This is a genomic window from Agrobacterium larrymoorei (assembly GCF_005145045.1).
GTDB lineage: Bacteria > Pseudomonadota > Alphaproteobacteria > Rhizobiales > Rhizobiaceae > Agrobacterium > Agrobacterium larrymoorei.
Map to the genome: position 1 here is coordinate 203392 of NZ_CP039693.1, position 24189 is coordinate 227580.

28 protein-coding genes and 3 pseudogenes are annotated in these 24189 nt (G+C 57.7%); 9 read left to right on the forward strand and 22 right to left on the reverse strand.

All coding sequences use genetic code 11. The features are described 5' to 3' along the window. The first annotated feature begins 29 nt into the window (after positions 1 to 29). The 3 genes from traF to CFBP5473_RS22045 are packed head-to-tail and all read left to right on the forward strand — an operon-like array spanning position 30 to position 2333. The gene (traF, locus tag CFBP5473_RS22035) at positions 30 to 560 is read left to right on the forward strand and encodes a conjugative transfer signal peptidase TraF (RefSeq protein ID WP_027674826.1); all 531 of its coding nucleotides are present in this window, start codon (positions 30 to 32) and stop codon (positions 558 to 560) included. Then, positions 550 to 1710 carry a conjugal transfer protein TraB gene (locus CFBP5473_RS22040; protein ID WP_027674827.1) on the forward strand — a complete coding sequence of 387 codons (1161 nt, stop codon included), beginning with the start codon at positions 550 to 552 and terminating at the stop codon, positions 1708 to 1710. Before traF ends, CFBP5473_RS22040 begins: the two co-directional genes overlap by 11 nt. Before the next feature lie 14 nt (positions 1711 to 1724). Further along, on the forward strand, positions 1725 to 2333 hold the full coding sequence (locus tag CFBP5473_RS22045; RefSeq protein WP_027674828.1) for a TraH family protein: 609 nt from the start codon (positions 1725 to 1727) through the stop codon (positions 2331 to 2333). Between the two features lie 48 nt (positions 2334 to 2381). On the opposite strand, the gene CFBP5473_RS22050 is transcribed toward CFBP5473_RS22045, so the two are convergent. From CFBP5473_RS22050 to CFBP5473_RS22060, 3 genes are all read right to left on the reverse strand, one after another. Beyond that, the gene (locus tag CFBP5473_RS22050) at positions 2382 to 2759 is read right to left on the reverse strand and encodes a DUF5615 family PIN-like protein (RefSeq protein ID WP_027674829.1); all 378 of its coding nucleotides are present in this window, start codon (positions 2757 to 2759) and stop codon (positions 2382 to 2384) included. Between the two features lie 4 nt (positions 2760 to 2763). After that, complete coding sequence (locus CFBP5473_RS22055; RefSeq protein ID WP_027674830.1) at positions 2764 to 3387, reverse strand: DUF433 domain-containing protein; 624 nt, start codon at positions 3385 to 3387, stop codon at positions 2764 to 2766. A gap of 116 nt (positions 3388 to 3503) precedes the next feature. Then, positions 3504 to 3722, reverse strand: a complete 219-nt coding sequence (locus tag CFBP5473_RS22060) for a helix-turn-helix domain-containing protein (RefSeq protein WP_027674831.1) — start codon at positions 3720 to 3722, stop codon at positions 3504 to 3506. A 164-nt stretch (positions 3723 to 3886) separates the two neighbouring features. On the opposite strand from CFBP5473_RS22060, the gene CFBP5473_RS22065 reads away from it, so the two are divergent. Beyond that, entirely contained in the window at positions 3887 to 4180 is a 294-nt protein-coding gene (locus CFBP5473_RS22065; protein ID WP_136954429.1) for a transcriptional repressor TraM, read from the forward strand. 6 nt (positions 4181 to 4186) lie between these two features. Here the strand turns inward: CFBP5473_RS22065 and CFBP5473_RS22070 are convergent, their stop codons facing one another. The 15 genes and pseudogenes from CFBP5473_RS22070 to CFBP5473_RS22140 all read right to left on the reverse strand — a co-directional run bounded on the left by CFBP5473_RS22070 (position 4187) and on the right by CFBP5473_RS22140 (position 17248). Then, the gene (locus CFBP5473_RS22070; RefSeq protein WP_037170882.1) at positions 4187 to 4894 is read right to left on the reverse strand and encodes an autoinducer binding domain-containing protein; all 708 of its coding nucleotides are present in this window, start codon (positions 4892 to 4894) and stop codon (positions 4187 to 4189) included. A gap of 213 nt (positions 4895 to 5107) precedes the next feature. After that, positions 5108 to 6406: an IncP-type conjugal transfer protein TrbI gene (gene trbI, locus CFBP5473_RS22075; protein WP_027674834.1), complete on the reverse strand. Its 1299-nt coding sequence runs from the start codon at positions 6404 to 6406 to the stop codon at positions 5108 to 5110. 15 nt (positions 6407 to 6421) lie between these two features. Continuing rightward, positions 6422 to 6859, reverse strand: a complete 438-nt coding sequence (trbH, locus tag CFBP5473_RS22080) for a conjugal transfer protein TrbH (RefSeq protein WP_027674835.1) — start codon at positions 6857 to 6859, stop codon at positions 6422 to 6424. A gap of 3 nt (positions 6860 to 6862) precedes the next feature. Beyond that, positions 6863 to 7675: a P-type conjugative transfer protein TrbG gene (trbG, locus tag CFBP5473_RS22085; RefSeq protein WP_027674836.1), complete on the reverse strand. Its 813-nt coding sequence runs from the start codon at positions 7673 to 7675 to the stop codon at positions 6863 to 6865. A 16-nt stretch (positions 7676 to 7691) separates the two neighbouring features. Then, positions 7692 to 8354 carry a conjugal transfer protein TrbF gene (locus CFBP5473_RS22090; RefSeq protein WP_027674837.1) on the reverse strand — a complete coding sequence of 221 codons (663 nt, stop codon included), beginning with the start codon at positions 8352 to 8354 and terminating at the stop codon, positions 7692 to 7694. A 21-nt stretch (positions 8355 to 8375) separates the two neighbouring features. Next, positions 8376 to 9584, reverse strand: coding sequence for a P-type conjugative transfer protein TrbL (gene trbL, locus CFBP5473_RS22095; RefSeq protein ID WP_027674838.1), 1209 nt, complete (start codon positions 9582 to 9584; stop codon positions 8376 to 8378). A 4-nt stretch (positions 9585 to 9588) separates the two neighbouring features. Beyond that, a complete protein-coding gene (locus CFBP5473_RS22100) occupies positions 9589 to 9765 on the reverse strand; it encodes a TrbJ/VirB5 family protein (protein ID WP_027674839.1) in 177 nt (58 codons plus the stop codon). Then, entirely contained in the window at positions 9759 to 10562 is an 804-nt protein-coding gene (gene trbJ / locus CFBP5473_RS22105; protein ID WP_027674840.1) for a P-type conjugative transfer protein TrbJ, read from the reverse strand. The genes CFBP5473_RS22100 and trbJ overlap by 7 nt, the downstream gene beginning before the upstream one ends. Next, positions 10534 to 12990, reverse strand: coding sequence for a conjugal transfer protein TrbE (locus CFBP5473_RS22110; protein WP_027674841.1), 2457 nt, complete (start codon positions 12988 to 12990; stop codon positions 10534 to 10536). Before CFBP5473_RS22110 ends, trbJ begins: the two co-directional genes overlap by 29 nt. Before the next feature lie 10 nt (positions 12991 to 13000). Next, complete coding sequence (locus tag CFBP5473_RS22115; RefSeq protein ID WP_027674842.1) at positions 13001 to 13285, reverse strand: conjugal transfer protein TrbD; 285 nt, start codon at positions 13283 to 13285, stop codon at positions 13001 to 13003. After that, entirely contained in the window at positions 13282 to 13659 is a 378-nt protein-coding gene (locus CFBP5473_RS22120) for a TrbC/VirB2 family protein (protein ID WP_027674843.1), read from the reverse strand. The genes CFBP5473_RS22115 and CFBP5473_RS22120 overlap by 4 nt, the downstream gene beginning before the upstream one ends. Further along, complete coding sequence (trbB, locus tag CFBP5473_RS22125; protein ID WP_027674844.1) at positions 13649 to 14620, reverse strand: P-type conjugative transfer ATPase TrbB; 972 nt, start codon at positions 14618 to 14620, stop codon at positions 13649 to 13651. The genes CFBP5473_RS22120 and trbB overlap by 11 nt, the downstream gene beginning before the upstream one ends. 2 nt (positions 14621 to 14622) lie before the next feature. Further along, a complete protein-coding gene (traI, locus tag CFBP5473_RS22130; RefSeq protein ID WP_027674845.1) occupies positions 14623 to 15249 on the reverse strand; it encodes an acyl-homoserine-lactone synthase in 627 nt (208 codons plus the stop codon). Positions 15250 to 15558: 309 nt separating this feature from the next. Further along, positions 15559 to 16642, reverse strand: a pseudogene (locus tag CFBP5473_RS22135) (Y-family DNA polymerase); the annotation flags it as partial. After that, positions 16563 to 17248: pseudogene (locus CFBP5473_RS22140) on the reverse strand (ImuA family protein). The pseudogenes CFBP5473_RS22140 and CFBP5473_RS22135, both read right to left, overlap by 80 nt. A gap of 380 nt (positions 17249 to 17628) precedes the next feature. Here CFBP5473_RS22140 and CFBP5473_RS22145 point away from each other — a divergent pair. The 3 genes and pseudogenes from CFBP5473_RS22145 to CFBP5473_RS22155 form a co-directional block, all read left to right on the forward strand. Further along, positions 17629 to 18405 (forward strand): exonuclease domain-containing protein, encoded by a 777-nt coding sequence (locus CFBP5473_RS22145; RefSeq protein WP_210163857.1) that lies wholly within the window; start codon positions 17629 to 17631, stop codon positions 18403 to 18405. Further along, on the forward strand, positions 18402 to 18722 hold the full coding sequence (locus CFBP5473_RS22150) for a hypothetical protein (protein ID WP_027674848.1): 321 nt from the start codon (positions 18402 to 18404) through the stop codon (positions 18720 to 18722). Before CFBP5473_RS22145 ends, CFBP5473_RS22150 begins: the two co-directional genes overlap by 4 nt. A 54-nt stretch (positions 18723 to 18776) precedes the next feature. Further along, positions 18777 to 19178 (forward strand): annotated as a pseudogene (locus CFBP5473_RS22155) (DUF1810 domain-containing protein); the annotation flags it as partial. 133 nt (positions 19179 to 19311) lie between these two features. Here CFBP5473_RS22155 and CFBP5473_RS22160 read toward each other — a convergent pair. Next, positions 19312 to 19719, reverse strand: coding sequence for a DUF2000 family protein (locus CFBP5473_RS22160; protein WP_027674849.1), 408 nt, complete (start codon positions 19717 to 19719; stop codon positions 19312 to 19314). Here CFBP5473_RS22160 and CFBP5473_RS22165 point away from each other — a divergent pair. Next, a complete protein-coding gene (locus CFBP5473_RS22165; RefSeq protein ID WP_084631570.1) occupies positions 19718 to 20614 on the forward strand; it encodes an AraC family transcriptional regulator in 897 nt (298 codons plus the stop codon). The two genes, CFBP5473_RS22160 and CFBP5473_RS22165, sit on opposite strands and share 2 nt — an antisense overlap. A gap of 87 nt (positions 20615 to 20701) precedes the next feature. On the opposite strand, the gene CFBP5473_RS22170 is transcribed toward CFBP5473_RS22165, so the two are convergent. Together CFBP5473_RS22170 and CFBP5473_RS22175 are read right to left on the reverse strand one after the other, a co-directional pair. Further along, positions 20702 to 21769: an alkene reductase gene (locus CFBP5473_RS22170; protein WP_027674851.1), complete on the reverse strand. Its 1068-nt coding sequence runs from the start codon at positions 21767 to 21769 to the stop codon at positions 20702 to 20704. Between the two features lie 89 nt (positions 21770 to 21858). Beyond that, positions 21859 to 22728, reverse strand: a complete 870-nt coding sequence (locus CFBP5473_RS22175; protein ID WP_027674852.1) for an SDR family oxidoreductase — start codon at positions 22726 to 22728, stop codon at positions 21859 to 21861. Between the two features lie 114 nt (positions 22729 to 22842). On the opposite strand from CFBP5473_RS22175, the gene CFBP5473_RS22180 reads away from it, so the two are divergent. Next, positions 22843 to 23733: a LysR family transcriptional regulator gene (locus CFBP5473_RS22180; RefSeq protein ID WP_027674853.1), complete on the forward strand. Its 891-nt coding sequence runs from the start codon at positions 22843 to 22845 to the stop codon at positions 23731 to 23733. Positions 23734 to 23846: 113 nt separating this feature from the next. On the opposite strand, the gene CFBP5473_RS22185 is transcribed toward CFBP5473_RS22180, so the two are convergent. Further along, complete coding sequence (locus tag CFBP5473_RS22185) at positions 23847 to 24149, reverse strand: putative quinol monooxygenase (protein WP_027674854.1); 303 nt, start codon at positions 24147 to 24149, stop codon at positions 23847 to 23849. Positions 24150 to 24189: the final 40 nt, after the last annotated feature.

The window sequence follows — 24189 nt, forward strand, 5'->3', positions numbered from 1 at the left end:
TGCGCCGTCGATATAGAGTGCTACGGCGCATGAAACGGCTCGTGTGGTTCTATCGGATCTCCAGCGTCAGCCTGTTCGCTCTTGGCTTTATCGTACTGCTCGGCGGTCAGGGCCTTAGGGTCAATGTCACACCGAGCGAACCGCTGGGCATCTGGCGGATCGTCAAGCCCGATCGCCCGATCCTGGTCGGCGATCTTGTCTTTATTTGCCCGCCGGACACCGACGCGATGCGTGAGGCGCGGACGCGTGGATATCTACGCTTCGGCCTCTGTGACGGTTGGGTCGCTCCACTGATCAAAACGGTGGTGGCAACATCCGGACAGGCGATCGAGACAGCTGATGACGTTCGCGTCGATGGTCGACAGGTGCCCCACTCCCGTGTTGCGAGGGTGGACGGCCATGGGCGTGAGATGGAGCGGTACGACGGGGGTGTCGTTCCGCCCGGCACGGTATTCTTGCATTCCGAGTTTCCTTCGTCGTTCGATAGTCGTTACTTCGGTCCTCTGCCGATGGATGGGATCCTTGGACTGGCCCGAGAGGTCTGGACCTATGCTCCGTGAGCTTTTCCGAACGGGTGTCCTCGTCGCGCTATCGACAAGCGCTGGGTGTATTGGCTGGAGCGGTGATGTGCTTCTCTTGCCCGTCGCTGCCACCTTCCCCATGCTTTGGTCCTTGGCACAGACGCGTCTGCAGGCAACAGCGGTCTCTGCTGCCTACTTCCTCGTGGCATCGCGTGGTCTGCCGCAGGGAGTGGCGAACTTCTATTCATCGGAAATCTGGCCCGGTCTCTTACTCTGGCTGGTCGCCTCCTCCGCATTCGTGACCGTCCATTCCCTGCTCTGGACCGCTCGCAACGGATGGCGAAAGGCGCTCCGATACATTGCTGCTTGCTTTGGCATGGCGATCCCACCGTTCGGCATTCTGGGATGGGCGCATCCGATTACTGCCGCGGGCGTTCTGTTTCCCGGCTGCGGATGGTGGGGTCTGGGCGCAATGGCAGCCGGGTTAATCGTCATGACGACGCGATATCGGCCGGCTGCAGCCATGGCGATGACAGGCTTATGGCTCTGGTCCGCCGCTGAGTGGACGCCGCTGACCCTACCTGCGTCGTGGAAAGGTGTCGACCTTGAAATGGGCGCATCGCTCGGGCGTGAGGCTGGCCTCAAGTGGCAACAGGAGCTTATTGGCATTGCCCAACGCCACCCGCCCGGCACTACAGTGGTATTACCTGAGAGCGCTCTCGGCTTTTGGACGCCGACGGCTGCTCGCGTCTGGCAAAGAGCCCTCACGGATACGGGCATCACCGTGATCTCGGGAGCGGCCACCATTGACAGCCAAGGCTATGACAATGTGCTCGTGAAGATATCGGCTGATGGAAATACTATTATTTATCGAGAGCGGATGCCGGTCCCTGGAACGATGTGGCAGCCGTGGCGAGCCTGGGTTGGCGATAGCGGCGGTGCGCGGGCACATTTCTTTGCCAATCCCGTCGTCGATGTCGGTGACCTGAGTGTGGCGCCACTGATCTGCTACGAGCAGCTTCTCGTCTGGCCAATCCTGCAATCGGCGTTCCACCGACCCGACGCCATCGTCGCAGTCGGAAACGGCTGGTGGACCGCGGGAACATCGATCATTGCCATTCAGCGGGCGAGCAGTGAGGCCTGGGCCCGCCTGTTCGACCTGCCTCTCATCATCTCATTCAACACGTAAGTTTTGGAGGTCGTATGCTGGAAGCTGCGCTGATCAAGGAATGTGCCGACCCATCGTTGAAGCCGGCAATCGTCGAACAGTTCGTTCAGGCGGTCGGCTCAGAAGATCCGCTTGCCATTACCGTCAAATCTGGCGGCCGTCTAATCCTCGTGTCCAAACCGAAAACGCCCGAGGAAGCGATCGAGATTGTACGTGAGAACATCGGGGGCTCTATTGTGCGGGTCGGTTTGACTCAGATCCCCGCGGGCATAGGGTTGAAGGACGCGTCGGAACTGAAGGTCGATCTCGTCGATCCCTGCGCCAATCTGCGGACGGGCACTGCGATGTTCGGCAAGATCCTTCGTATCGTCGCCAAATGGTATGGCAACCCGACAAGCGAGGAGGTCTTTCCGCAGCTCTTCGACGATGCGGTCCACGCCTGGCAAACCGGAAAGTTCGAGGGCGAGAGCGTGTTCCAAGCGGAGGATCCAGGTGGAGCGGTCGTGCAGCGGTCAGTGGTCGAAAGTGACGACGCTGCCGACGTCGCAGACGACGAAACTGATGAGATGTTGGAGGAAACTCCAATCAAACCCGATCACGCCGGTATCCGGATCGACCTGACAAGGATCGGGGGGCAGAAATAGCGGGCGGCACGGTGCGCGTCCCGCGGCACGAGCGCATGTACGCCGATCTCAGTTCGGTGGGAGAGAATAGCGGGTAAGAATGGCCTCATCGCCCTCGATGCCGACCTCGATCACCTCGTTCAGCAATTCCTCGCCCTCGGCAACCTCCTCGAGGATGAGTGTGAACAGCTCTCGCTGCAGTGCCGGGACGACTTGAGGCACGATGATGATCAAGCCGGCGTGGATTTCCTCGCTGCTATAGAGCTTCCTGAAATCGCGCGCGTTGTTGGTGACGAACGTATAGTCCTGAGCCACGATACGCGGCATGAGATCCCAATCTTTTTCTCCGCTCAATCCTAACCAGTTCACGTGGAAGCCATCGTGGCCGTTATTCTGAGCAACGGCCACGAGAGACGTGTGCAAGCATTCATCAATCAGGAACTTCACTATATCAGATGCCTGACGAACTGTTGGCGGCCTTCGGAAGTAAGAGCCGCTTGGACGATTTCACGGTCGCACCACCGTCGGACAGTTTGCGGGGCCGACCCCGTGCCGGGTGAGCCGCAGCCCAGATCTCCGCGAGTTCGACCATACGCATAGTAAGCGACGGATACCCCTCGACAATCTCCTCGGTGCTGGCTCCCTGGGCCCTCATGGCAGCAACCGCTCTGACAGGAACACGTGTTTTGGTAAAAACCGGTTCGCCGCCAAGGACGCCCTTCACGGATTCGATAACTCGTTCCGCTTCGCTAAGAGCTTCCGCACGATCTGCAAGCTGCTCGCGCGCACGGGCAACGTCAACGATCAGATAATCGTCTGCTCGTACGGTGTCGGCGCTTGGGTTCTGGTCTATCGTGTCGAAGAGCCTCTGACGGCGTTCAGCCGACAGGATCGAGCCGACCCCGTACCAGAGCTTGAGCCGAAGCAAGTCATCGTCGGAAAGTGCTCGTCCCTCATCCTCCTCGAAACGTCTGGCTATTATTCGCTTGTCGATTGCGTTGTGTACCGACTTCACGGCAATCCCGCTGACGGCAGCTGCTTCGGCAGGCGTATAGGCACGCGACATCTGAACCATTATTATTCTCCTTGCGAAGAACATATAATGGTTCTAGGGGCGTTTGTGAAGAGTGAGATCCATTTGCTGTAAAATCAATGAAAGCTTTGGCCCCAAACCGGTTACGCTGCGCAGATTCAGTTTTCCCGATCAGGCATGACGAGCTCGACATGGCTGACGCCCAAAGCTTGGGCTATCTCATATAGTGTGACTATCGATGGGTTTCGCTTTCCCCTCTCTAGCCCGCTCAGATACTGCTGGCTAAAGCCGGAGCGCGCTTCAATGTCCTCCTGCGTCAGGCCCTTTTCCCGACGAAGGCGGGCAAAATTTCGGCCGACCAATCTGCGCATATCCATGCGATCAAGATCGACATTTACATAGTTTAAGTTTATCAACTATAGTATGTAAGTGATGTCATCCGGCGGTTATGGCAAATCGATAAAGTGCTCAAGAAGGTTTACACTGCTATAGAGGAGCCGATAAGTGATCGAGGTTAAACGACACAAACATCGATGGTCCCTTGTCTGAAACAAAAATAGTCCTGCGACCTCTCATCGGTTTGATGAGTGCTCAGCCGCCTTCAGAAATAGAACTCCACGTCGTGCGCGAGATCGAGAAATATCGTCGCTTGCGCGACGATGCCGTAATGCTGGAGGCGCAAGTTCACCCGGAGTTTGAAACCGAGCCCGACGGTGACGCAACTCGGGCCTATATCGCTGCGATGATCGCAGTCCACGCTCAGCAAACAGTTGTTTCGACGTTGCTCGATATACTCGGATATATTCCGGAAATGCCGAGTTCCAAGGCACACTGATAAAAATTAGATCAGACCAAACTCCTTCGCCATGGCAGTCGCTTGCGGCAAGCTCGTTGCTCCAAGCGCCGACTTGGCATTTCGAAGGAAGAACGCCACATTCGCGTAGCTCATGTCTTCTATGACGGCGATTGCTTTCATTGATTTACCCTCGGCCGACCAGCGTAGACATGTCAGTTCTGCAGGCTTCATCCGGATCGGAGTATGGTAGGTCGGTTTTGCCCCAAGGCATCGAAGTCTTGAATGTAGTTGTGCGACGGCTGAAGCGGCGAGCACCGGGTTCAGCGTGAGCCCCTCCGGCAACTTTGTGTCGTCGGATGCCAAGGTAAACATTGCAATTCTGCCGAACCCGGTCCTTATCGGGACCGTGATGCCAGAACGAATACCAAATTCCGCCGCCTCGCTGTAAAAGTGACGCCGTTCCTTGCTTATCTTTAAAGATGTCTCGGCCGACCATGCGAACGCTTCAAAATGACTGCGGGCGTTGCGCACGACCGGATCGATGCGCGCCAAAGACTTGTCAATATAACGATGCTGCCAATCTTCGTGATAATTTGAGATTACTGTCTGCGTTCCCGCCTGGAGGTTGAGATAGGCATAAGCGCGGAAACCCGCCTCTTTACTCAATCCTTCCAAGGTCCTCCTTGCTGCGACTTCATCGTGGGTCAGTGTAATCTGTTCGATCAAACGCTCAAACCATTGGTTCAATTTCATCGCCTCCTTGAGAATAAGGGTGAGACCGCGACTAAGTTGCAGTCCCAATTGATGAAGCTTTTCTACTCAGCGTATTCAAGCTTCCAATGCGAAGCGAGGCCCACTAGTAGCAGTCTGATGTTGATTATCGATCAATGATATTTCCTACGCAAGATTGTATTTTATCTGTATCTCAGTATTAGAATCCTCTTATGCGCGAAAAGTTTCTGTCGGCTAGCTTCGATAAGCGGCCGGAAATATGATATCTTGATCGACAAGTACGTTAAATTTGTAGCCTGGCCTGATCCTGATGGTTGGCTGATCATTTAGGTTCTTTGATATTGTCTGCTCGGCCACCCTACCGAAGCTTTCAGCGAAGTTCCGGCGCGCCGCATCTGAAGCCGTGTCCTGCGTGGCCAGCGTCGAACTCTCCGGCATCGACATATCGATCCCTGTGCCGATGATAGCGACAAGCGCCGCAGAACCAAACGTGCGCCAGAGGTGGCGATCGACCTTGTCCTTGAAGCCGCCATACCCTTCGGCATCCGTGCCGGACATGCCGCCGATTTGAAGTGTCGACCCGTTCGGGAAGATCAGGTCAGTCCACACCACTAGCACGCGCTCCTGCCCGAACGACACCTTGGAATCGTAGCGGCCAAAAAGCTTCGCCCCCTGAGGTATAAGCAGCCGATAGCCTGTGGCGCTATCATAGACGTTCTGGCTGACCTGCGCCGAAATCCTGCCCGGAAGGTCGGAGTTCAAGCCCGTAATCAGCGTGGCTGGAATGACGGATCCTCGCTTCAACTCATACGGAGAAAGCTGCGTAACGACCTGGTTCGGCAGGTAACCAAGATCCTTGATGTCCTGATTGAAAAAGTCCTCTTTCGAGGTCTGCCCGTTCTGATCGACGTTTTGTCCTAGCAAACCGGACTGCATCGCAGCGCTGTAGAGATCGGATGCACTGTTCGTCTTGGAATTGAGCGATTGGTGGGCGTCGGCCCTGATTTCGGAGGCGCTCTTCGGCACCTCGGAGACGTCGACCTTGAGAGGGGAATCGAGGGCTGTTGCCCGAGCCTGGAGGCTTGCCATCCTCTGACGCTGCGCTTCGCGGAGGATTTGCTCGTCCTGTTCCCGCTTCAGCCGCGCCTTCCACTCGGCTTCGGGTTCGAGGTGCGATCGTCGTTCCGTTCGCACCTCACTCTGCCGCTCCACGACCGGTTCTCTCACCGGCTCCCGCTCGACAATGACTGGCGTCGGCTGGAACACTTCGCGTTGTTCCGGCTCGCCTATGATCCCGTCCGACACGCCTCGCTTCAGCTGATCGCCAAATGTTGTTGCCGGAGACGCCGAGGTGCTGTCGAGCTCATTTCCACGGTTGAAGGAGAGACCGCGCCACGACAGGCCGATGATCACGACTCCGAAAAACAGAACGATGATGACGATCGTGACGATGATTGGCAGGCGATTGAGGCGTCGCATACTCTGTTGATCGTCAGCGTTGCCCGTCGTGCCGAGCTGGAGCGATTGAACCATGATCTCCCCTCCCCCTCAGTTTCGTTGCATGATCGAGAGCGCACTTGCCGGCGTCGCTCCGGCTGAAGTCGCCGTGTAGGCGCGCCCGAGCGCAATGGCCGGCGTGCTGACACGCGCCAGGACGTGTCCCTCGAAGCTGTCGACCGACCACGCGATCTCGACAGGTTTCTGATCCTTGCCGATCTTGCCGTCGGCGATGACAGTGTATCCCCATCCTTTCAGCGCTGACTCGAGCGCGGCGGCGTACTCGGAGGTGTCCTTGTCCATTTTGATGATCGTTGTGCCGGCCGGGCCAACCTGTTCGGCAAGGCGGCTTGCCATATCGGCGGCGATGGCGCTGGCGGTGGCGCCAGTGACGGCAATCGGGGTGGAACTGGAGGTCAGCGTTTCATCCGCAGTCTGACAACCGGAAAGAAACGCAGTAATGACAATGGCGACAAGTGTCTTTCTCATCGGTCAGCCTCCCAGTCGAATCGTGATTTTCTGCTGGCGCCAGCCAACACCGGAGACGAGCACGCCCTTGTCGATCGCGTAGTCGACGATCATCATGTCGTTCTTCATGCGATAGTTGACGACGCGGTTCTGGCCACCGCTGACGACGAACAGCACCGGCGCGTCCTGTCCGGAGATGGACCGAGGAAACTGGATGTAGGTCTTGGCGCCGTCGGAATAGACGCGCTTCGGCCGCCATGAGGCACTACCACTGATCGAGTAGGAGAAGTTCAGCTTGTCGGGGGCGTTCCCTGGTATGCCTCCGGTCTCAAACCGGGCATTGATGTCGGCCAGCTTGGTCGACACATCCTCCGGATACTCGAAACCGATGCGGGCCATGTACTGGCTGCGATGGGATTTGAGTTGAATATGATAGGTTCGCCGCGAGGTCGTAACAACCATCGATGTGACGAGGCCAGCCTCCGATGGCTTGACGATCAGGTGGATCGCCTGCCCACCGGTCGCCCCCGACGTCGCCGGCTCGACTTTCCAGCGAACCGTGTCACCGACAAGCACATCGCGGACGATCTCGCCGCCTTGCAGCTCGATATCGCATACTTGAAGCGGTGAGCACACAACGGAGGGCTGGGTCTCGCCGAACAGAAAGACGACTTTGCCGTCTGGACCAGTCGTCACCAGACCAGGTGTCCCCCGCCATTTTTGGGAGATGTTGGTCCCCTTCACCTCGTTCGATGTCATGCTCTGAGCGACTGCGCAATCCGCAAGGATGAGTCCGGCCATGCAGCCGGCGGCCGCGATTAATCCTGTTTTGTGCATGTGAATTCCTCTGCCCTTAAAGCTGTGCGGTCCAGTCGAAATCCTGAACATAAAGACCGATCGGATTGAGGCGGATGATCGCCTCGTCCTGTGGTGCCGTTAGCGCGACCGTCGCGATGCCGCGGAACCGGCGTGTACCGGTTTCCTTGCCCTTGCGGTCGCGTTCATATTCGGTCCAGTCGATCTGGTAAGTCTGGTTGGATAACGCGACAATGTTATTGACCTCGATGGCAACCGTCGACGTCTTCGCCTTTTCGAAGGGCGAATTGCCGCGGAACCAGGCATTGACCTTTTGGGTCGAAGGATCGGAGGTCCTGAGAAGCGCGTAGGTCCGGTCGATGTACTGCTTCTGCACCACCGCATCCGGTGTGATCGACTTGAGGCTGGTGATGAAGTTGCCGAGTGTCGCGCGGACAACGCGGGCATCGGCATACTCGATCTGCTGGGGGAAGCCAGCCGTCACTGACGTGCCGAGCTTGTCGACCTCGACGATGTAGGGCACGAGCTTGACCTGCGTGCTGAGATACATGGCATAGGTGAAGCCGATCACGGCCATCGCAAGTCCGAGAATGCCGACGATCCGCCAAGCGCGCGCCGCCTGGACGTAGGATCCATATCGTTCCGTCCATTCCTGCCGCGCGGCAAGGTAAGGGCTGTCGGGTGGCCGGTTTGCTGCCATCGCTTGTCGCCTTTCTGATGATTACTTGTCGTTTCGTTCTAGCGGCGTTTTGGCACCACTTTGTCCCGTGCGGCTCTGGTCGAGCTTGGCGTTGGCGAGCCCCATGATCGAACCGGCATAGGCTCCGGGCGAACCGATCGCCTTTTCCTTGGCAGCCGAGCCGGCAGCCTTTCCAGCGGACCCGATCCCGGCGCCCATGCCGCGAAGCGCTGCACCGGCAAATGAGGAGCCTGCTGCGCGAGCTGACTGAGCAGCCGCGGCGCCGGCTCCGACGGCGCCGCCGGCTAGTGAAGCTGCTCCAAGAGCAAATGATGCGGCCTGCCCCCCGTGGCGGATGGTTTCCATGCCACCTGTGACCGATGCCCCTTGAACGACGCCTTGGATGATGTTCGGCACATACATGGCGATAATGAAGACCACGACCGCGATTCCGGCGATCGCCAATGCTGTCTGAAACTGGTCCCCCACGTCGGGCCGGTTCGCAAGGCCGATCAGGACCTCGGAGCCGATCCGGGAAATCATGACCAGAGCCATGAGCTTCATGCCGACCGAGAACGCATAGATGAGGTAACGAATGGCGAAGTCCTTAGTGAAGGACGAGCCTCCTAATCCGAGCATGATCATTCCCGCGAGCAGACCGAGATACATTATCATTCCCGCGAGCAGACCGAGATACATTTCCGCCATCACCGATACAAATATCGCGGCAACGAGGGAGAATGCGATCACCGTTACGACCATCGCGAAGGCCGCCGAGATGGCGAGCGCATTGTCCTCGAACAGGCCGAATTGAACTTTCTCGGACATCTTGGTTGCAACGGTCAAACCTGCATTGAACACGTCGGCTGGCGAAGCCGTGCCTCCACCAGCGCCGATCTGAAACAGGCTATCGACGACCGCCTTCGCGAAGGTCGGACCCTGCGCGAGAACGAATGCAAAGAAGCCCACGAACATGGTGCGCCTGACCAGTTCAGCAAACCAGCTATCGAGTGACGCGGCCTGAAGCGCCAGCCAGACTGCGGCGATACCGATTTCGATCCCTGCGAGAATCCAGAATAGCGATCTTGCCGCATCCATGACGGTGGTCTCCCAACCCTTGGCGGCAGTAGTGATTTCGTCCTGGAGGGCCGTTAGGACCGAACCCTCCTGCGCAATCGCGGGCTGGAACGACACAGCGATGAATGCGACGAGCACAGCAATGCCCCTGATCGTTTTGAGCTCTGAGGTCATGCGCCTACCACTCGATCTTCATCTTCTCGCCGCCCGACGTCGGATACTCCTTCGTCGACCCAGACAACTTTTCGTGCCGCTCTTGCACTTCCTTTCGCTCTGAAATCAGGAACCACGAGCCTGTTGCACCGAAGGAGATGACTACGGCGACGATGGCCAGGATCACCTTTGTTCTCACCATTCCACCTTCATTTTCTCGCCGCCGGATGTTGAGGGCGCAGTTGATTTGAAGAATTCCTCACGGCGTGCCTGGGCGAGGTCCTTGTCCGTCTGCTCGGTCTGAAGCCACGTGCCCATCATCGTCATCTGCTGGGAAACCAGGCCGCGTAGCTTCTGCATCTGGGAAACCTGCTGGGCAGCGATCTGATGTCCGACCTGGAGGGCCTTCATCTGGCCGTCGGCAGACTCCGACATGGATCGCAGCGAACTCATCGTTCCTTCCTCCGTGTCAAACTGATCCGCTGTCAGGCTTGCCGCCTTCAGTGTGCTGCCGATCGTGTCCCGGTTTGTGTCCGACCAGGACTGGTAGGTGCTCGAGAAGGATTCAGCATTGGGAAGATTGGTTTTCAAATCCGCATAGCTCTTGAATCGCTGCTGAAGGACGTCGTCGGCATTGCCCATCGAGAACGAAATGCTCTCTCCCTGTTCGACGATGTCACGAAGCTGATTAAGGTCGCTCTCGACCTGACCCCAGATATGGTTCGGGAGCTGCGCGGTGTTCTGCAGCATGTTCTCGTAGATTTTCAATTGGTTTTGGATTTGCTCTGCCAGTTGCGTGATCTGGGTCAGTTGATTATCAACCTGTATGCCAGAGCTCTTCAGGAGGTCGATGAGCTGAGCATTGTTGGCAAGCTGCGTCCATTCGGTGGCCGCGCCCGTTGCAGATCCGGCGTGGGCGGAAGCGGTCGGCGACAGCGCGATTGCCGCGGTCATTATTGCGACGATCCAGTTATTCGACGTTGAGGTGCGACGTGGCATCGTGAACTCCTCTCGATTGAAGCCAATGGGAAAGCCAGTCCTGGCCGTGTTCCGCCTTCAGCGCGCGGATCCGATTCAGGTCTTCCTTTCCGGATGCGCCCACAAAGCTCAGAGCCACCGGCCCGAGCGACATATCGAACAGCCGCCGTCCATCTGGCGTGGCGACGTAATATTCGCGCTTGGGGATGGCGCCTGAGACAATCTCGATCTGGCGCTCGTTGAACCCGATCCGCTCATAAAACTCGCGGGTGCCCGGCTCGCGTGCAGCGCCATTTGGCAAGCAGATCTTCGTCGGGCAGGATTCCTTCAGCACGTCGATAATGCCGGAGCGCTCTGCGTCGGAGATCGATTGCGTCGCCAAGACGACGGCACAATTGGCCTTGCGTAGAACCTTCAGCCATTCCCGGATCTTATCGCGAAACACCGGATGGCCGAGCATCAGCCAGGCCTCGTCGAGGAGGATGAGGCTCGGCGAACCATCCAGTCGCTTTTCGATCCGGTGGAAGAGGTAGGTCAGGACGGGCACCAGATTGCGCTCACCCATGTTCATGAGCTGTTCGATCTCGAAGCACTGGAACGCTTGAAGTGTCAGACCATCCTCTTCCGCGTCAAGAAGCTGGCCCATCGGGCCATCGACGGTATAGTGGTGGAGCGCATCCTTGATCTCGCGCAGCTGCACGCCGCTGACAAAGTCCGACAGCGACTTTCCAGGCGCTGTCGCCATCAGCCCGATTTGGCGGGAGATCGCATTACGGTGATCAGGCGTGATGGTGACGCCTTGAAGCGCGACGAGCATTTCGATCCACTCGGTCGCCCAAGCCCGATCGCCATCTGTCGAAAGATCGAACAGAGGGCAGAACGCCAGCGCTCTCCCCTCCCCGTTCTGGTCGTTGCCGATCTCGTAGTGATCGCCGCCGGCAGCAAGCGTCAGGGGAAGGAGCGAGTTGCCCTTGTCGAAGGCAAAAATCTGGGCGAACTCGTATCGGCGGAACTGCGCAGCAATCAGAGCGAGAAGGGTGGATTTACCCGAACCCGTTGGTCCGAAAATCAGGGTGTGGCCGACATCATCGACGTGTAGGTTCAAGCGAAACGGCGTTGAGCCCGAGGCAACTTGCATCAGCGGCGGTGAGTTCGGCGGATAGAACGGGCATGGCGCCACCGGATTGCCTGACCATACCGAGTTCAGCGGGACAAGGTCTGCCAGGTTGCTGGTATTAATCAGCGGCTCGCGGATATTGGCGTACCAGTTCCCGGGCAGGCTTCCGAGAAACGCATCTGTCGCGTTCAGGGTCTCGACGCGCGCCCCGAACCCTTCGGCCTGGAGGAGCCGGCGGATGGCCTCGGCCTTTTCCTGCAAAGCTTCACGATCTTCATCGAACAGTATGACGACTGGAGTGTAATAGCCGTAGGCAACAAGCTGGGACGAGGCCTGGGCGATAGCGTCCTCGGTCTCGGCGACCATAGTCATAGCATCCTGATCGACCGATCTGCTCTGGATCTGGAAGAGCTGATCGAAGAAAGGTCGAACCTTCTGCTGCCATTTCTTTCGCGTGCGCTCGAGCTTCTGGCGCGCTTCCTCCGCATCGAGGAAGATGAAGCGTGACGACCAGCGGTAGGTCAGCGGCATCAGATCGAGATTGTTGAGGATGCCGGGCCAGCTTTCCGCCGGCAGGCCATCGATAGCGACAACGGCGAGGAACCGGTTCTCGACCTTCGGAGTCAAGCCATGCTCCAACTCGGCCGTCGCCAGCCAGTCGAGATACATGGGCACCTCGGGCAAGCGGACGGGATGGCTCTCGCCCGTGATGCAAAACCGTACAAACTGCATGAGGTCGTCATAGCGTGCTACCCTCTCCCCTCCCCTGTCGCGGACCTCGCGGGTCTGCATGCGACCAATCGACAGGGTGTTGGCAAGGTACTGTTCGATCTCCCGGATCGCGTTGCGAAATATGAACAGGACCGTGTCCGCATAGGACTTTTTCCGGCTCTCCTCGTCCGAATAGATGTATTTGCTGAGCGAAGTCCTCTTCGACTCGAGCGGTCTGTAGGTCAGAATGATCGCGTGCTTGCTCTCGAAATGCCCTTGCTCACGCCCGAAATAGGCACGGCGCTCGGCATCGATCGCGCGTGTGACGGGGTCAGGGAAATGGCACTGGTCCGGTGTGGGGTAGTCGATCGTCGGCACCCGTATGGCCTCGACCTGGATCATCCATCCTGTCCCCAGACGCGACAGGATTGCATTGATCTGTCGGGACAGTTCGTTGCGTTCGAGATCGGTGGCGCTCTCGGAATCAGGACCGGCAAAATACCAGCCAGCCATGAGGCTTCCGTCCTTCAGAAGCAGAACGCCGTTGTCGATCAGACCTGCATAGGGAACGAGATCTGCGAAGGATGGGCCGGTGGTGCGGAAGCGTTTGAGCGAGGCCATCTGGATACCCCTAATATTTTCGCCACGGCGCGGCCGTTGGCCGGTAGTGGGGCTTGTAGGAGATGTGACGCGCATAGACTTTCCGCATCAGCGGATCGGACTTGGCCATCACGCGGAGCAGGCCGACGATGACGACCCAGACGGCCACGCCAAAAAGTGCCGAATAGACGGTCAACACGACGAAGATTAGGATGACGGCCGCAAGACCTGTGATCAGCACCAGCTCGCGATCGGCGCCCATCAGAAGGTTCGGACGCGACAGAGCGCGATGGATGCGATTGCGATGGAGGGTCACGACGCCCCCTCCCCCGCTTCGTCCGAAAGAGCTTGCGTGACCTGATCCGTTGGAAAGCCGATAGACGCACCGGTGGCGCCGAAGAGACCGACGATCGTCGTCGCACCAAGCAGGATGCCGGCGACCAGAACGACGTACATCAATCTGCGAGCGAAATCGTTGAGTTCACCTCCGAAGATCAGCATCCCACCGGCAATTGCGACAGCGGCCAGCGCGATGTAGCCAGCCACCGGACCAGTGATGGATTCCTGGATTTGTTCGAGCGGTCCTTCCCACGGAAGACTGCCGCCAGAACTTGCGACGGCGGGGGACGCGGTAGCGATGGCAGAGAAGATAATCACCGCCAGTATCAGGTGGGATTTTTTATGCTGCATTGCGGCTCTCCTCTGCATAGGGCTCAGTCTGGTACTGGCCGCCTGCGAAGCGGGTGACGTGAAGGATTTCGCTGATGCGCCGGCCCTTGGCCGTTCGCTCGATCGAGATAATCAGGTCGACTGCATCTCCGATGACCGCTTGCATCGGCTGATGACTGACTTCGGCAGTGAGCTGCTCGAGGCGCTGAAGCGCGGAGCGTGCGCTGTTCGAATGGATCGTTGCGACCCCTCCGGGATGCCCCGTGTTCCAGGCTTTCAGCATGGTAAGTGCGGCTCCGTCACGGACCTCGCCGACGATGATCCGATCCGGCCGAAGGCGCATCGTGCTTTTCAGGAGACGTGACATGTCGACAGCGTCGCTGGTGTGCAGGCTGACCGCATTGTCTGCGGCGCACTGGATCTCGGCCGTGTCTTCCAGGATGACCAGGCGATCGTCGGGAGAACTCAATACGATTTCAGCAAGGATCGCATTAGTTAGGGTCGTCTTTCCCGAACCAGTGCCACCGGCCACGAGGATATTGAGCTTTGACGCGACTGCGCTGCGAATGATTTCCGCATGCTCGCCGGTCATGATTTTGCCCGACACATAGTCATCGAGAGGGATGAGGCGCGACGCATGACGGCGGATCGTAAACGATGGGGCCGAGACGATGGGTGGTAGTAGTCCCTCGAAACGGTGCCCGCCCATCGGCAGTTCACCCGAGACGATCGGCCGATTGTCATCGACCTCAGAGTTCAAAACATGGGCAACGCTCCCGATAATTGTTTCGGCGGCAGAGCGTGTCATCTCGCCAGCCGCGGCCATTCCATGACCGAGCCGCTCGATGAACAGACGACCATCTGGATTGAGCATGATCTCTACGACGCTCGGATCTTCGAGCGCGACGCATAGATGATCTCCCAGTGCGTTCTGCAGCTTGCTGACAAGACGGGGTAGTGAGCGGCTTTGGGTGCTGAGCATGATCAGGCCGTTTCCTTTTGATGGTAGGAGAAATTCGACGAGTAGGTGCTGGGGCGAAGTTGATCGAAGCTCACCCAGTCTGCTGGCAGCAGGCCAGCGACGCTTTTGGTTTCATTGATTTGTTCAGGGGAGCCGAGGCGGGCGAGAGGCCAGCCGGCGCGACGAAGGATACGCTCAAGTCTGACATCCGTTGCAGTTACGATTTCTCGGTAGCCATTTAGGATACTCCACTCAATGATACCGGCGAACATCGCGAGTGTCGCCGAATGTAGGCCTGCCTGCTCCCGCTCGGCAGCCGCGTTTGTGTCCACGCAAAACCGGGAGCTCTCGACCATCCGATGGTGCGTAGCGAGCTGTCCCGTTGACAGGAGTTGAGGGAACACTTTCTCCAGCATTGTGCCGTCGGTCGCCGGCAGGAGCCGAGCGCATCCAATCACTCCGCCGGAGCAGTCTATGCAAAGTACGTACGTCGGACTGAGCTCGTCGAAGCTGTCGATCTCAAGACCTGATATCGAACTTACTTTCCAAGCCAATCGACCGCCGAAGATGCGGGCCCGGAGCCGATGCATTTCATGGATGAGTCGGTGCTCAGCTTCGCTCTTTGGATTCTTGATGGCGACGACACGCATCGAGCAAATCTCCCCTGCATTGGTGATGCGATGAGGTTTGCCGTGGCAGAGAACATCGATCTACTGCCAAAAGTGTTAGCGAGTGATTCTATGCGCGAGCGTCTGTGGAACGCTTTTTTCGACGAGGGCAGGCACTGAAGCACCAACAAAAGTGTTAGTAACCGGTCGATCAAAAGTTAGCGTTGTCAATCTCTAACGTCCCAATTCATAAACTGAATCGGGCAAATCCTTCCACTCAGGTGGCGGCAGAGAATAAGGGCGTTAACTTGATTAACTTTAAATATCTTGCAAATCCTACCGGAATCGGTTGTCGATGAGCGGCGTGACGTCCGCGATCTCGTCCTCGACAAGGGAAGACGCCTTTTGTGTCACTTCAAGCGGCTCCACCATGATGGCCGCGAGGGTCAGCTTCTCGATCCCGAAGCCAGGATCAATCTTCTCGGTCCTATCGCGTAACAGTTTCGTCAACCAGGCGACGTCGCGGGCGGCCTTTGTGGTCCCTGCCCGCAGCGCCTGGGTCGTGTTGTCGACCTTGTGAATGATGAGATCGACACAACAAACGCCCAAGCCCTTTTCTGGAGGTGGTTGCAGAGCTCGATAACTAGGCGACCCACATATTTATCGATCGTTTCGGCTGCGCCTATTGGCTCCTGGAACATGCGGTTGACTTCAATCAGCTCGGGCCTGCGGATGGGGTCTATGGGTTCGCCCACGCGCCCGAATAACTGGTCGAGGCGGCGGGCGATTTCTGGGCCGAAACGCAGTATTAGCGGTGCCCGAGGCGTCGCAGACAGCTCACCAAAGGTTCGAAAGCCTAGCATCCTCAGATCATCGATCGTCCTTTCAGATAGCCGCAGCAGGGAAATCGGTAGTCGCTCGACTGCTTTTACGGTTTCGCCGCGCGGCACGATCACTGTTTCCCTGATGATGGTGCGGGCGCATGCATGGGCGGCGCCCCAAGTATCGGCAATGGCTACTCGGGCTGTCAGCGCAGCGCCCCTAAAGCGGTTGGCAATCCCCGCCACCATGGCAAGCTCCCCCCCTGAAGATGGTCGGCACCATCCGTGTCCATGACAATGCCATCTGGCGCATCGACGGCGACGATCGGAGAGTAGTGGCTCAGAGCCCAGGAGGTGATACGCTCCAGAGCCTCGGCGTCCGCCTTTAGGTCAGCATCGATCATCAGCCCCTGAAAAAAAGCCTGCGCCTTTGCCGCTTGCATCCCCGCACGCAGACCTGCCTTTCTTGCGGCAGCATCGGCGGCCGATACCCAGCGTTTCGAGCCAGATTTCGCAATCACGGCGATGGCCTGTTCAGCCGGAATGCCGGGATCGGCGCGACGAATGCGATCCGTAGACAGATCCGGTAGGAAGATCGATGCGACCCTTGTCATCACACGCTCCAACGATAACCTCAGCACGCGACCGCATCAGTTCCAGCAACCACCTTGCCCGCCCAACACCCGGCACGGGCAGCTCCTCCGATGGCAGCACACTCACCCTCCACTGGGTCGTCGACGCGGTGGGTTGGCCAAAATCGTTGGCTTCCGTCTGTCGCCGCCACCTGCGAACAACGAGGGCCAGGCTTCCCTTCTTCTCTGCAGCAAGCTGGAGCCGGCGGCTCGCCAGCATTGGCAGTCGAACCACCTCTCCGACGACGGCGCCGAGCCCGCCGAAAGACAATGCTTCTCCATTGAGGCGAGGACATCCTCTTCGCGATCGCTTTCCACGAAGATCACGCGGTTAGCATTAAGACCTGCCTGCGCGAGTGCAGGGAAAAACAGGTCCGGGCGCGTCAGACACCAGACGATCTTTCCGTTGGTGCGAGCAGCAACGCCTGCCACGAACAGCGCTGCCGCCGCGCCATCGACGGTTCCGGCGCCTCCGCCTGCAAATTCATGAAGATCGCCTCTTGCGAGACCGCCTCCTGGCAGCACCGCGTCGATTGCGCTCACACCGAACGGCAGACATTCCCCCTGCTTCGCCACTACGCCTTCCAGCGACGCGATGCGATCGCGCAGATCCCCTATAACATGCTCGCGCGCGGCAGCCCTTGTTCACGTAATCCTTCCGGCTCGCGTGGTTTATGGGAACCGCTTCATGCCGCTATCAATGTTGATGTTCACGTTCTTCCCGCGTCCAACAAGAGTCGAGAGGTGCTAAATTAGGAATGCAGTCCTCCATTTTTAGCGATTCAAAAGATTCGTAAATTGAATCAGTGAGTAAGACTTGGAACGGTGCTCGGTGACGAGCACAAAATAAATTTCAGGGGAGCCCGCTTAAATCCTCAGCATCGGCTGTCGTTGCGTGCAAGCTCCGCTGATCGTAGCCCTATATCCAGGGACCATCCTACGCCAATCGCGCTTATCAATGCTGGAGTTTGAAGAAAGGTAGCAACGAAGTGGTCGAAGCCAGGGTACGTGTCATCGACCTCGAAACAGGCGGCAACGGCCCGAATGACGTTTGCGAGATCGGCTGGCAGGATGTCGTGATCGACCAAACCGGAATATGGCAGGTCACCGATGAACGCGGGGCGCTGTTCGTAAATCCTGGCCGCCCCATCTCACCCGACACCATGGCGATCCATCATATCCTAGATGCCCAAGTAGCGGATGCTCCCTTCTGGAAGGAAATAGCATCTACGGTTCTTCGTCCACCCGGCCGCATCGACGCCTTGGCAGCTCATCGAGCCGCCTTCGAGCAACGTTACTGCACGCCTCGATTTACAGGTGGAACACCCTGGATCTGCACCTGGAAATGTGCGCTGCGTGTCTGGCCGCAGCTTCCTCGGTTTTCCAACCAGATGCTGCGTTATCAGCGAATGCCCACCGGGCTGGTACATGAAATTGGCCTCCCAGCGCATAGGGCGATGCCTGACGCCTACGTCACGGCTCATCATCTCCGCGACATGTTGAACAAAACCTCGCTTGAGGACTGCCTGGCATGGAGCACTGAACCAGGTCTTTTGCCTCGCGTCCCCGCCGGACCAGATCGAGGAAAACCCTGGGATCGCATCACCATTGAGGCGCTGCAGGCGTTCGTTGCAGATCGGGATGTCGACGTTCGCTTCAGTGCACAGACCGAACTGGCTCGACGGATTGAGGACAAGCCATCTCAGAATGCGGAACCGGCGCAAGGGACGCTTGGGTTCGAATGAGCAACAAATATCCAGATACGCCCGATGGTCGATACTTCGTCGTAAAAGGACGGCTGTGGCGCCGCAGCAATCCTGCACTCGATGAGCTCAAGCGTTCGGCACTGATCAGGGATTTGATGGCTGCGCGCCGGGCAGTTCGCGATGCATCGGCAGGCTCTCAAGCGATGGTCGAAGCCCGACAGAAAGTGGATGGAGCCAAAGTTGCCCTTGGCGAACGCGGTCCGGTCTGGTGGGACGATGGCGCGCCGGACTACAATCGCCATCTCGCTAGAAACACTCCATACGCAGCCTGGTTCGAACAGTTGAAAATGGACTGAGACGTCATCACACCTCGAAAACAGAAATCTAACCCGCTGAGCAAGGTTAAAGGCATGGAATTTGATCTGGCGCGGTTCATCAAAGCGCGGCAGGACAACTACGCAGAAGCCTTGCAGGAGTTGAGTGACGGACAGAAGAGGTCTCACTGGATGTGGTTCATCTTTCCGCAAATTCACGGACTTGGTCGATCGGAAACTACTCGCTTTTACGCGATCTCTGGACATTCTGAGGCCGAAGCCTACCTGAAATATCCTGTTTTGGGAGCCCGTTTGGAGGAGTGCACTCGCTCCATGCTTAGCCATCCCAGCCCAACTGCGCGCGAAATTCTTGGCTCTCCCGACGACCTCAAATTTCATTCCAGCATGACGTTATTTGGCATCGCCGCCCAGAGTGGTTCGCCGTTCAAGACCGCCCTTCACGTTTTTTACGGAGGTGAAGGCGATCAAGCCACGCTTGCGATCAGACGGTCATCGACTTTTGCAAACGTTGCGACTTATCGTAGTTCAACCAGGACTCGGCCGCGTGGACGTGCTCGCGCGCACAGCTACTCCAATGGCGTCGCGGTGCCCGAACCAAAATTCCCATAGGTCAAGGATGCATTTTTGCTCCCTTTACGATCTTATCGACCACCTTCTTTTCGGCTCTAAGTGCCAGTCCTACCAGTTTCGAATCGTCTGGGCCGAACTGGGCGAACACCTCCCTGTTGGCGGCGTCGTGCCCTGTTGAAAACATCTCCTCAATATAAGCCGAGACTGTGACGTCGCGGTCCAGAGCCCGCCTGAGGATCGTGCGCAGCGTATCCTGATCCGAGGCGAGGACCACGATTGGCTGGATCGTCATGGGATTGTAGACATGACCAACTGCATCCCGATATGGTTCGCCGATGATCGCTGGTGTCTGAGTGACGATGCCACTGGTCAGGAAGGCGGTGACGTTCAACTTCTGCCAGGTTGCGAGGTCATCGCGGATAACGATTGCGATCTTGGTGTCAAACATGCGGTTGAACTCCATTCAAGGTATCGAGGGACAAGAATACCTAGCTTCGAGCAAGGCGGGCGGTCTTGAACGTTCGTGCAAAGTTGGATTTGCCGACAGCATGCGTGTCGCCGCGCCCTCACATGGTGTCGAGCGGATCGAAGCCCGGTTTTATGGCAACGCATTTTCTCCGCACCGGCACGACACCTATGCGTTTGGACTGACGCTCCACGGCGTACAGACCTTCCGCTACCGCGGCGCCGAACGTTTCAGCAGCCCAGGCAACGTCATCGTGCTGCATCCCGACGAGCTGCATGATGGCGCTGCAGGTACAGAGGATGGATTGATATATCGGATGATTTATCTGCCTCCCGACCTGATTGGTGCCGTCGATGGTTACCGCCATGCTCTGCCATTCGTTCCCGATCCGGTGGTTGTCGATGTCGGCCTCTGGCAGGCACTGGCGGAGATTCTTGCCGATCTGAGCGAAGAACCAAGCGACCTGATCATGGATGACGTCCTGATGCGACTGGCTTCGGGCCTGTCCCGCCAAGCAGGTGCACCGCACAAAAGCATCGCCAAATCGGCGCGGTCGGCTGTTCTTCGTGCCCGTGACTTTATCGAAGAGCATTGCAACGATATCGTGCGCTCTGAAGCGCTAGAGGTTGCGTCTGGACTGGACCGCTACGAATTGGCCCGCCAGTTTCGCCGGTTGCTGGGTACCAGCCCGCATCGATACCTCATCATGCGCAAGCTTGAACTGGCGAAACAGTCTATTCTTAATGGCCACGGATTAGCGCAGTCGGCAGCAGATGCGGGTTTTGCTGACCAGGCACATTTTACCCGGCATTTCCGTAAAGCTTTCGGTATGACGCCAGGAGACTGGGTGGCAATGCGTTCTGCAAGCTTTGGATAGGTTCTGATTGTATTCGAACTGCCATCGGACGCGATACAAGCTAATTGAAGGACGGTAGCGGGCGAATACGATCCGCCCGCTTATGCATCATGCTGCGTGATTCGCGGGATAGTCGGTGTAACCTTCAGCACCGCCGCCTGCACAAAAGAGATCGGATCTCACGTCATTAAGCGGAGCGCCGGTCTTGAGGCGCTGCACAAGATCCGGATTTGCGAGCGCCATGACGCCCAGTGCTTCAATATCGGCAAGTCCCGCCCCCACATCAGCACCGATCTGTTCACGCACACGACCGGGGCGGTTGAGGACTAGAGGTCCATCGAAAGAGCGGCGGATATCTTCTAAGAGCGGATCCTTGCGGGCATACAGGATGTGAATATAGGCCAACCCCATCTTGCCGAATTCAGCAGCGAGATATCGGTACAAGTCGTCGTTGTCCTGACCTTCGGCGATGCCACCCGTCGCAACACCGGGAGAGAGGCGGATGGCGGTTTTCTGTGGGCCAATGGCATCGACTACCGCACGCACGACATCAATGGCAAAGCGCGCCCGGTTCTTCATCGTGCCACCGTACTCATCGGCGCGATGGTTGCTGTCCGGGGCGAGAAACTGGTGTACCAGATAGCCGTTCGCTCCATGGATTTCGACGCCATCTGCACCGGCTTCGATAGCGCGCTTTGCGGCATAGGCAAAATCCGCAATCGTCTGCTGGACCTCCTCTGTTTCCAGTGCGCGAGGTCGCGGCACGGGCTGCATCCCGCTCATCGTGAACATGGAATCGCCTGACGCGATTGCCGAAGGTGCAACGGGCTGGCGATGATGTCGCGTGTTATCAGGGTGAGACCGTCTGCCGACATGCATGAGCTGTATGAACAGGCGCCCATCTGACGCATGGACGGCGTCGGCGACTTTCCGCCAGCCAGCGACATGCTCGTCAGTGTAGATACCAGGGGTAGCCAGGTATCCTTGCCCATCGTCAGACGGCTGGGCTCCTTCGCTAATCAGAAGCCCGAGCGATGCTCGCTGAGCGTAATATTCCGGCGCGAGGTTGCCAGGTGTTCCGTCGGGCCTTGCGCGGCTGCGGGTCATCGGTGCCATGGCCAGACGATGCGGCAGGGTAATCCCGCCAAGTGTGATCGGGCTCCAGATATCGGTCATGAAATTCTCCGGTGAAGGTGTGGGGGTCGCTGGCGAGTCTCCTCGCCATTTGCATTTCAGCAATTTGGCTTGACCGTTCGTCGGTTAAGTCAATTGGCAGACGCAAGGCTCTCCGCAAAGTCACGGTAGCTGTGCAGCGGGCGGCCCAGCATTTTCACGAGCCGTTCGACGTCCCCTTCACTCGGGATCATGCCGTCGGAAACATACCGTTCTGCCATCAAACGCATTTCATACGCGGTCCACTTCGGCATGAAGCTCGCCATGTTCTGTTCGAAACCGCTTGGATCGTCACCACCATAGACGATCTCGCGCTCGAGGACTTCGGACCAGATCGCAGCCACCTTTGTTCCGGTGAGCGTGTCTGGACCGACAAGATTGATCGTTTCAACTGGCAAGAGTTCGGCGGCCTGATCGCGGCGGATAAGTTCGATTGCCGCGACTTCGGCAATATCGCGCGCGTCAACCATTGCAACGCCTTTGGAGCCGATCGGCATCGGATATACGCCGTGATTGATAACGACATCCTTGATCATGATCTCGTTGTCGATGAAGTAGGTCGGACGCAGGATCGTAGCGCTGAAGCCCATCTCGCTCAGCATACGTTCGCCACCCGCCTTCACAGCAAAATGCGGGACGTTGACGGAGTTTTCGGCGTTGAACACCGAGAGATAAACAACGCGTTCGACACCCGCCTCTTTGGCAATGTTAAGGGTGATGAGGGCTTGAGTGAACTCATCACCTGTTACGGCATTGAGAAGGAACAAGGTGCGGATATCTTTGAATACCGCGCGAATTGCATCGAGGTCGAGCAACTCGCCTTGGGCGATTTCGATGTTCGCAGGAAAGTTCACTTTTGTGGCGTCGCGGGTCAGCACGCGGACTTTGGCATTGCGCTGAACGAGCTGTTCTACGACGTGACGGCCAACACGGCCGGTGGCACCGACTACGAGAATGGTCATGAATGATACTCCTTGTGAAGCCGCTGGGGCGCTGTTGACATCTAGGAAGTTAGGTGATCCATATTCCTTCCGATAGACGATCTTTTGGGACGCATCGTCTCACAGGTGGAACACATGGATTTGCTCGCACTAGCTGATTTTACCCTCGTTGCTCGGTATGGCGGGTTTGGCAAAGCGGCGCGCATAGCTGGGCGGCCGAAAGCCACGCTATCCAGACGCGTCGCCGATCTTGAGGCGAGCCTCGATCTCCGGCTCTTCGAAAGGGGGGCACGGGACTTGAAGCTGACGGAAGAAGGGCGCGCCCTTTTCGAGCGCACGGCGCAGTTACTGACAGAGCTGGAGGAGACGACGACCTCAATTGCTTCAAGGAGCCAGACACCGCGCGGACGCCTACGCATCAGTGCTCCGCTATTGTTCGCACAGGCAGCCTTGGGAAAGCTGGCAGCGGGTTTCCTGCTGAAGTATCCCGAAATGAGGATCGAAATTGTCGTGGAGGATCGTCCTGTCGATATGATCGAGGAGGCTTATGATCTCGTTATCCGCGTCAATCCGAAGCCTGACGTCAGTCTCGTCGGCAGAGCTTTTCTGCATGACCGCCAAGTCGTCGTCGCTGCTCCGAAGCTTGTCTGGCCTGAAGAGGGTCGCGCCATGCCATCGATCGTGCGCGGCTCTGTTGGTGAACGAAACAATTGGAAACTCAAGACGGCAAAAGGTCCGATGGAACTCAACGTCATAGCCGTTCTTGGAATGTCTTCCAACACGATGCTGCGGGATGCAGTACTTATGGGAGCCGGCGTTGCACGGCTACCGCTCTCTCTGGTCACCAAAGACATCGCCTCTGGTCGTCTCAACCACTGGGGCGATATCGAGGGAGCAGAAACGGCGCTATGGGCACTATATCCTTCCCGGCGTCTCCTAAGCGCGCGCGTATCAGCCTTCCTTGATTACCTGAAGGAGGCTTTCCCGCAAGGAAGCCCGGAAGAACTTGCTGCCTACCTGAACTGACCAAAAGCGTATCTGCGAGACTATCCGATATCGGCCAATGCATCCGCGATCATCCAAAGGGGATCATACACACACCACCATTAACGCAAACTAATCGTCCCGACCTCACAGATTCAGTCTTCAGCAAGAGCCCGTTCGTTTGAGGCGTCGTACTTTCGAACATCGCTTTTCATACGCCTCCTCCATCGGTTCACGAACGCCACGGTGACATCAGAACAAAGATGCGCAGAGAGGGACATCTCATCGGCCCATCGTTCGGCAACAAGCAATCGGCCAGATTGCTGGTCGTCTATGGCTCGATCGCGAGAGATATTGCCTGGTCTCCGGCGTGCGGCCATGGCGAGAAACTTTAAATCCTCAGTAAACTCGTTGAGATCAGCGGGATCGATCTGGACATACCCGACGACAATCAGCATTTGGCATTCCTTTGTTGCGATATGCCCCGTCCGTTCCCGG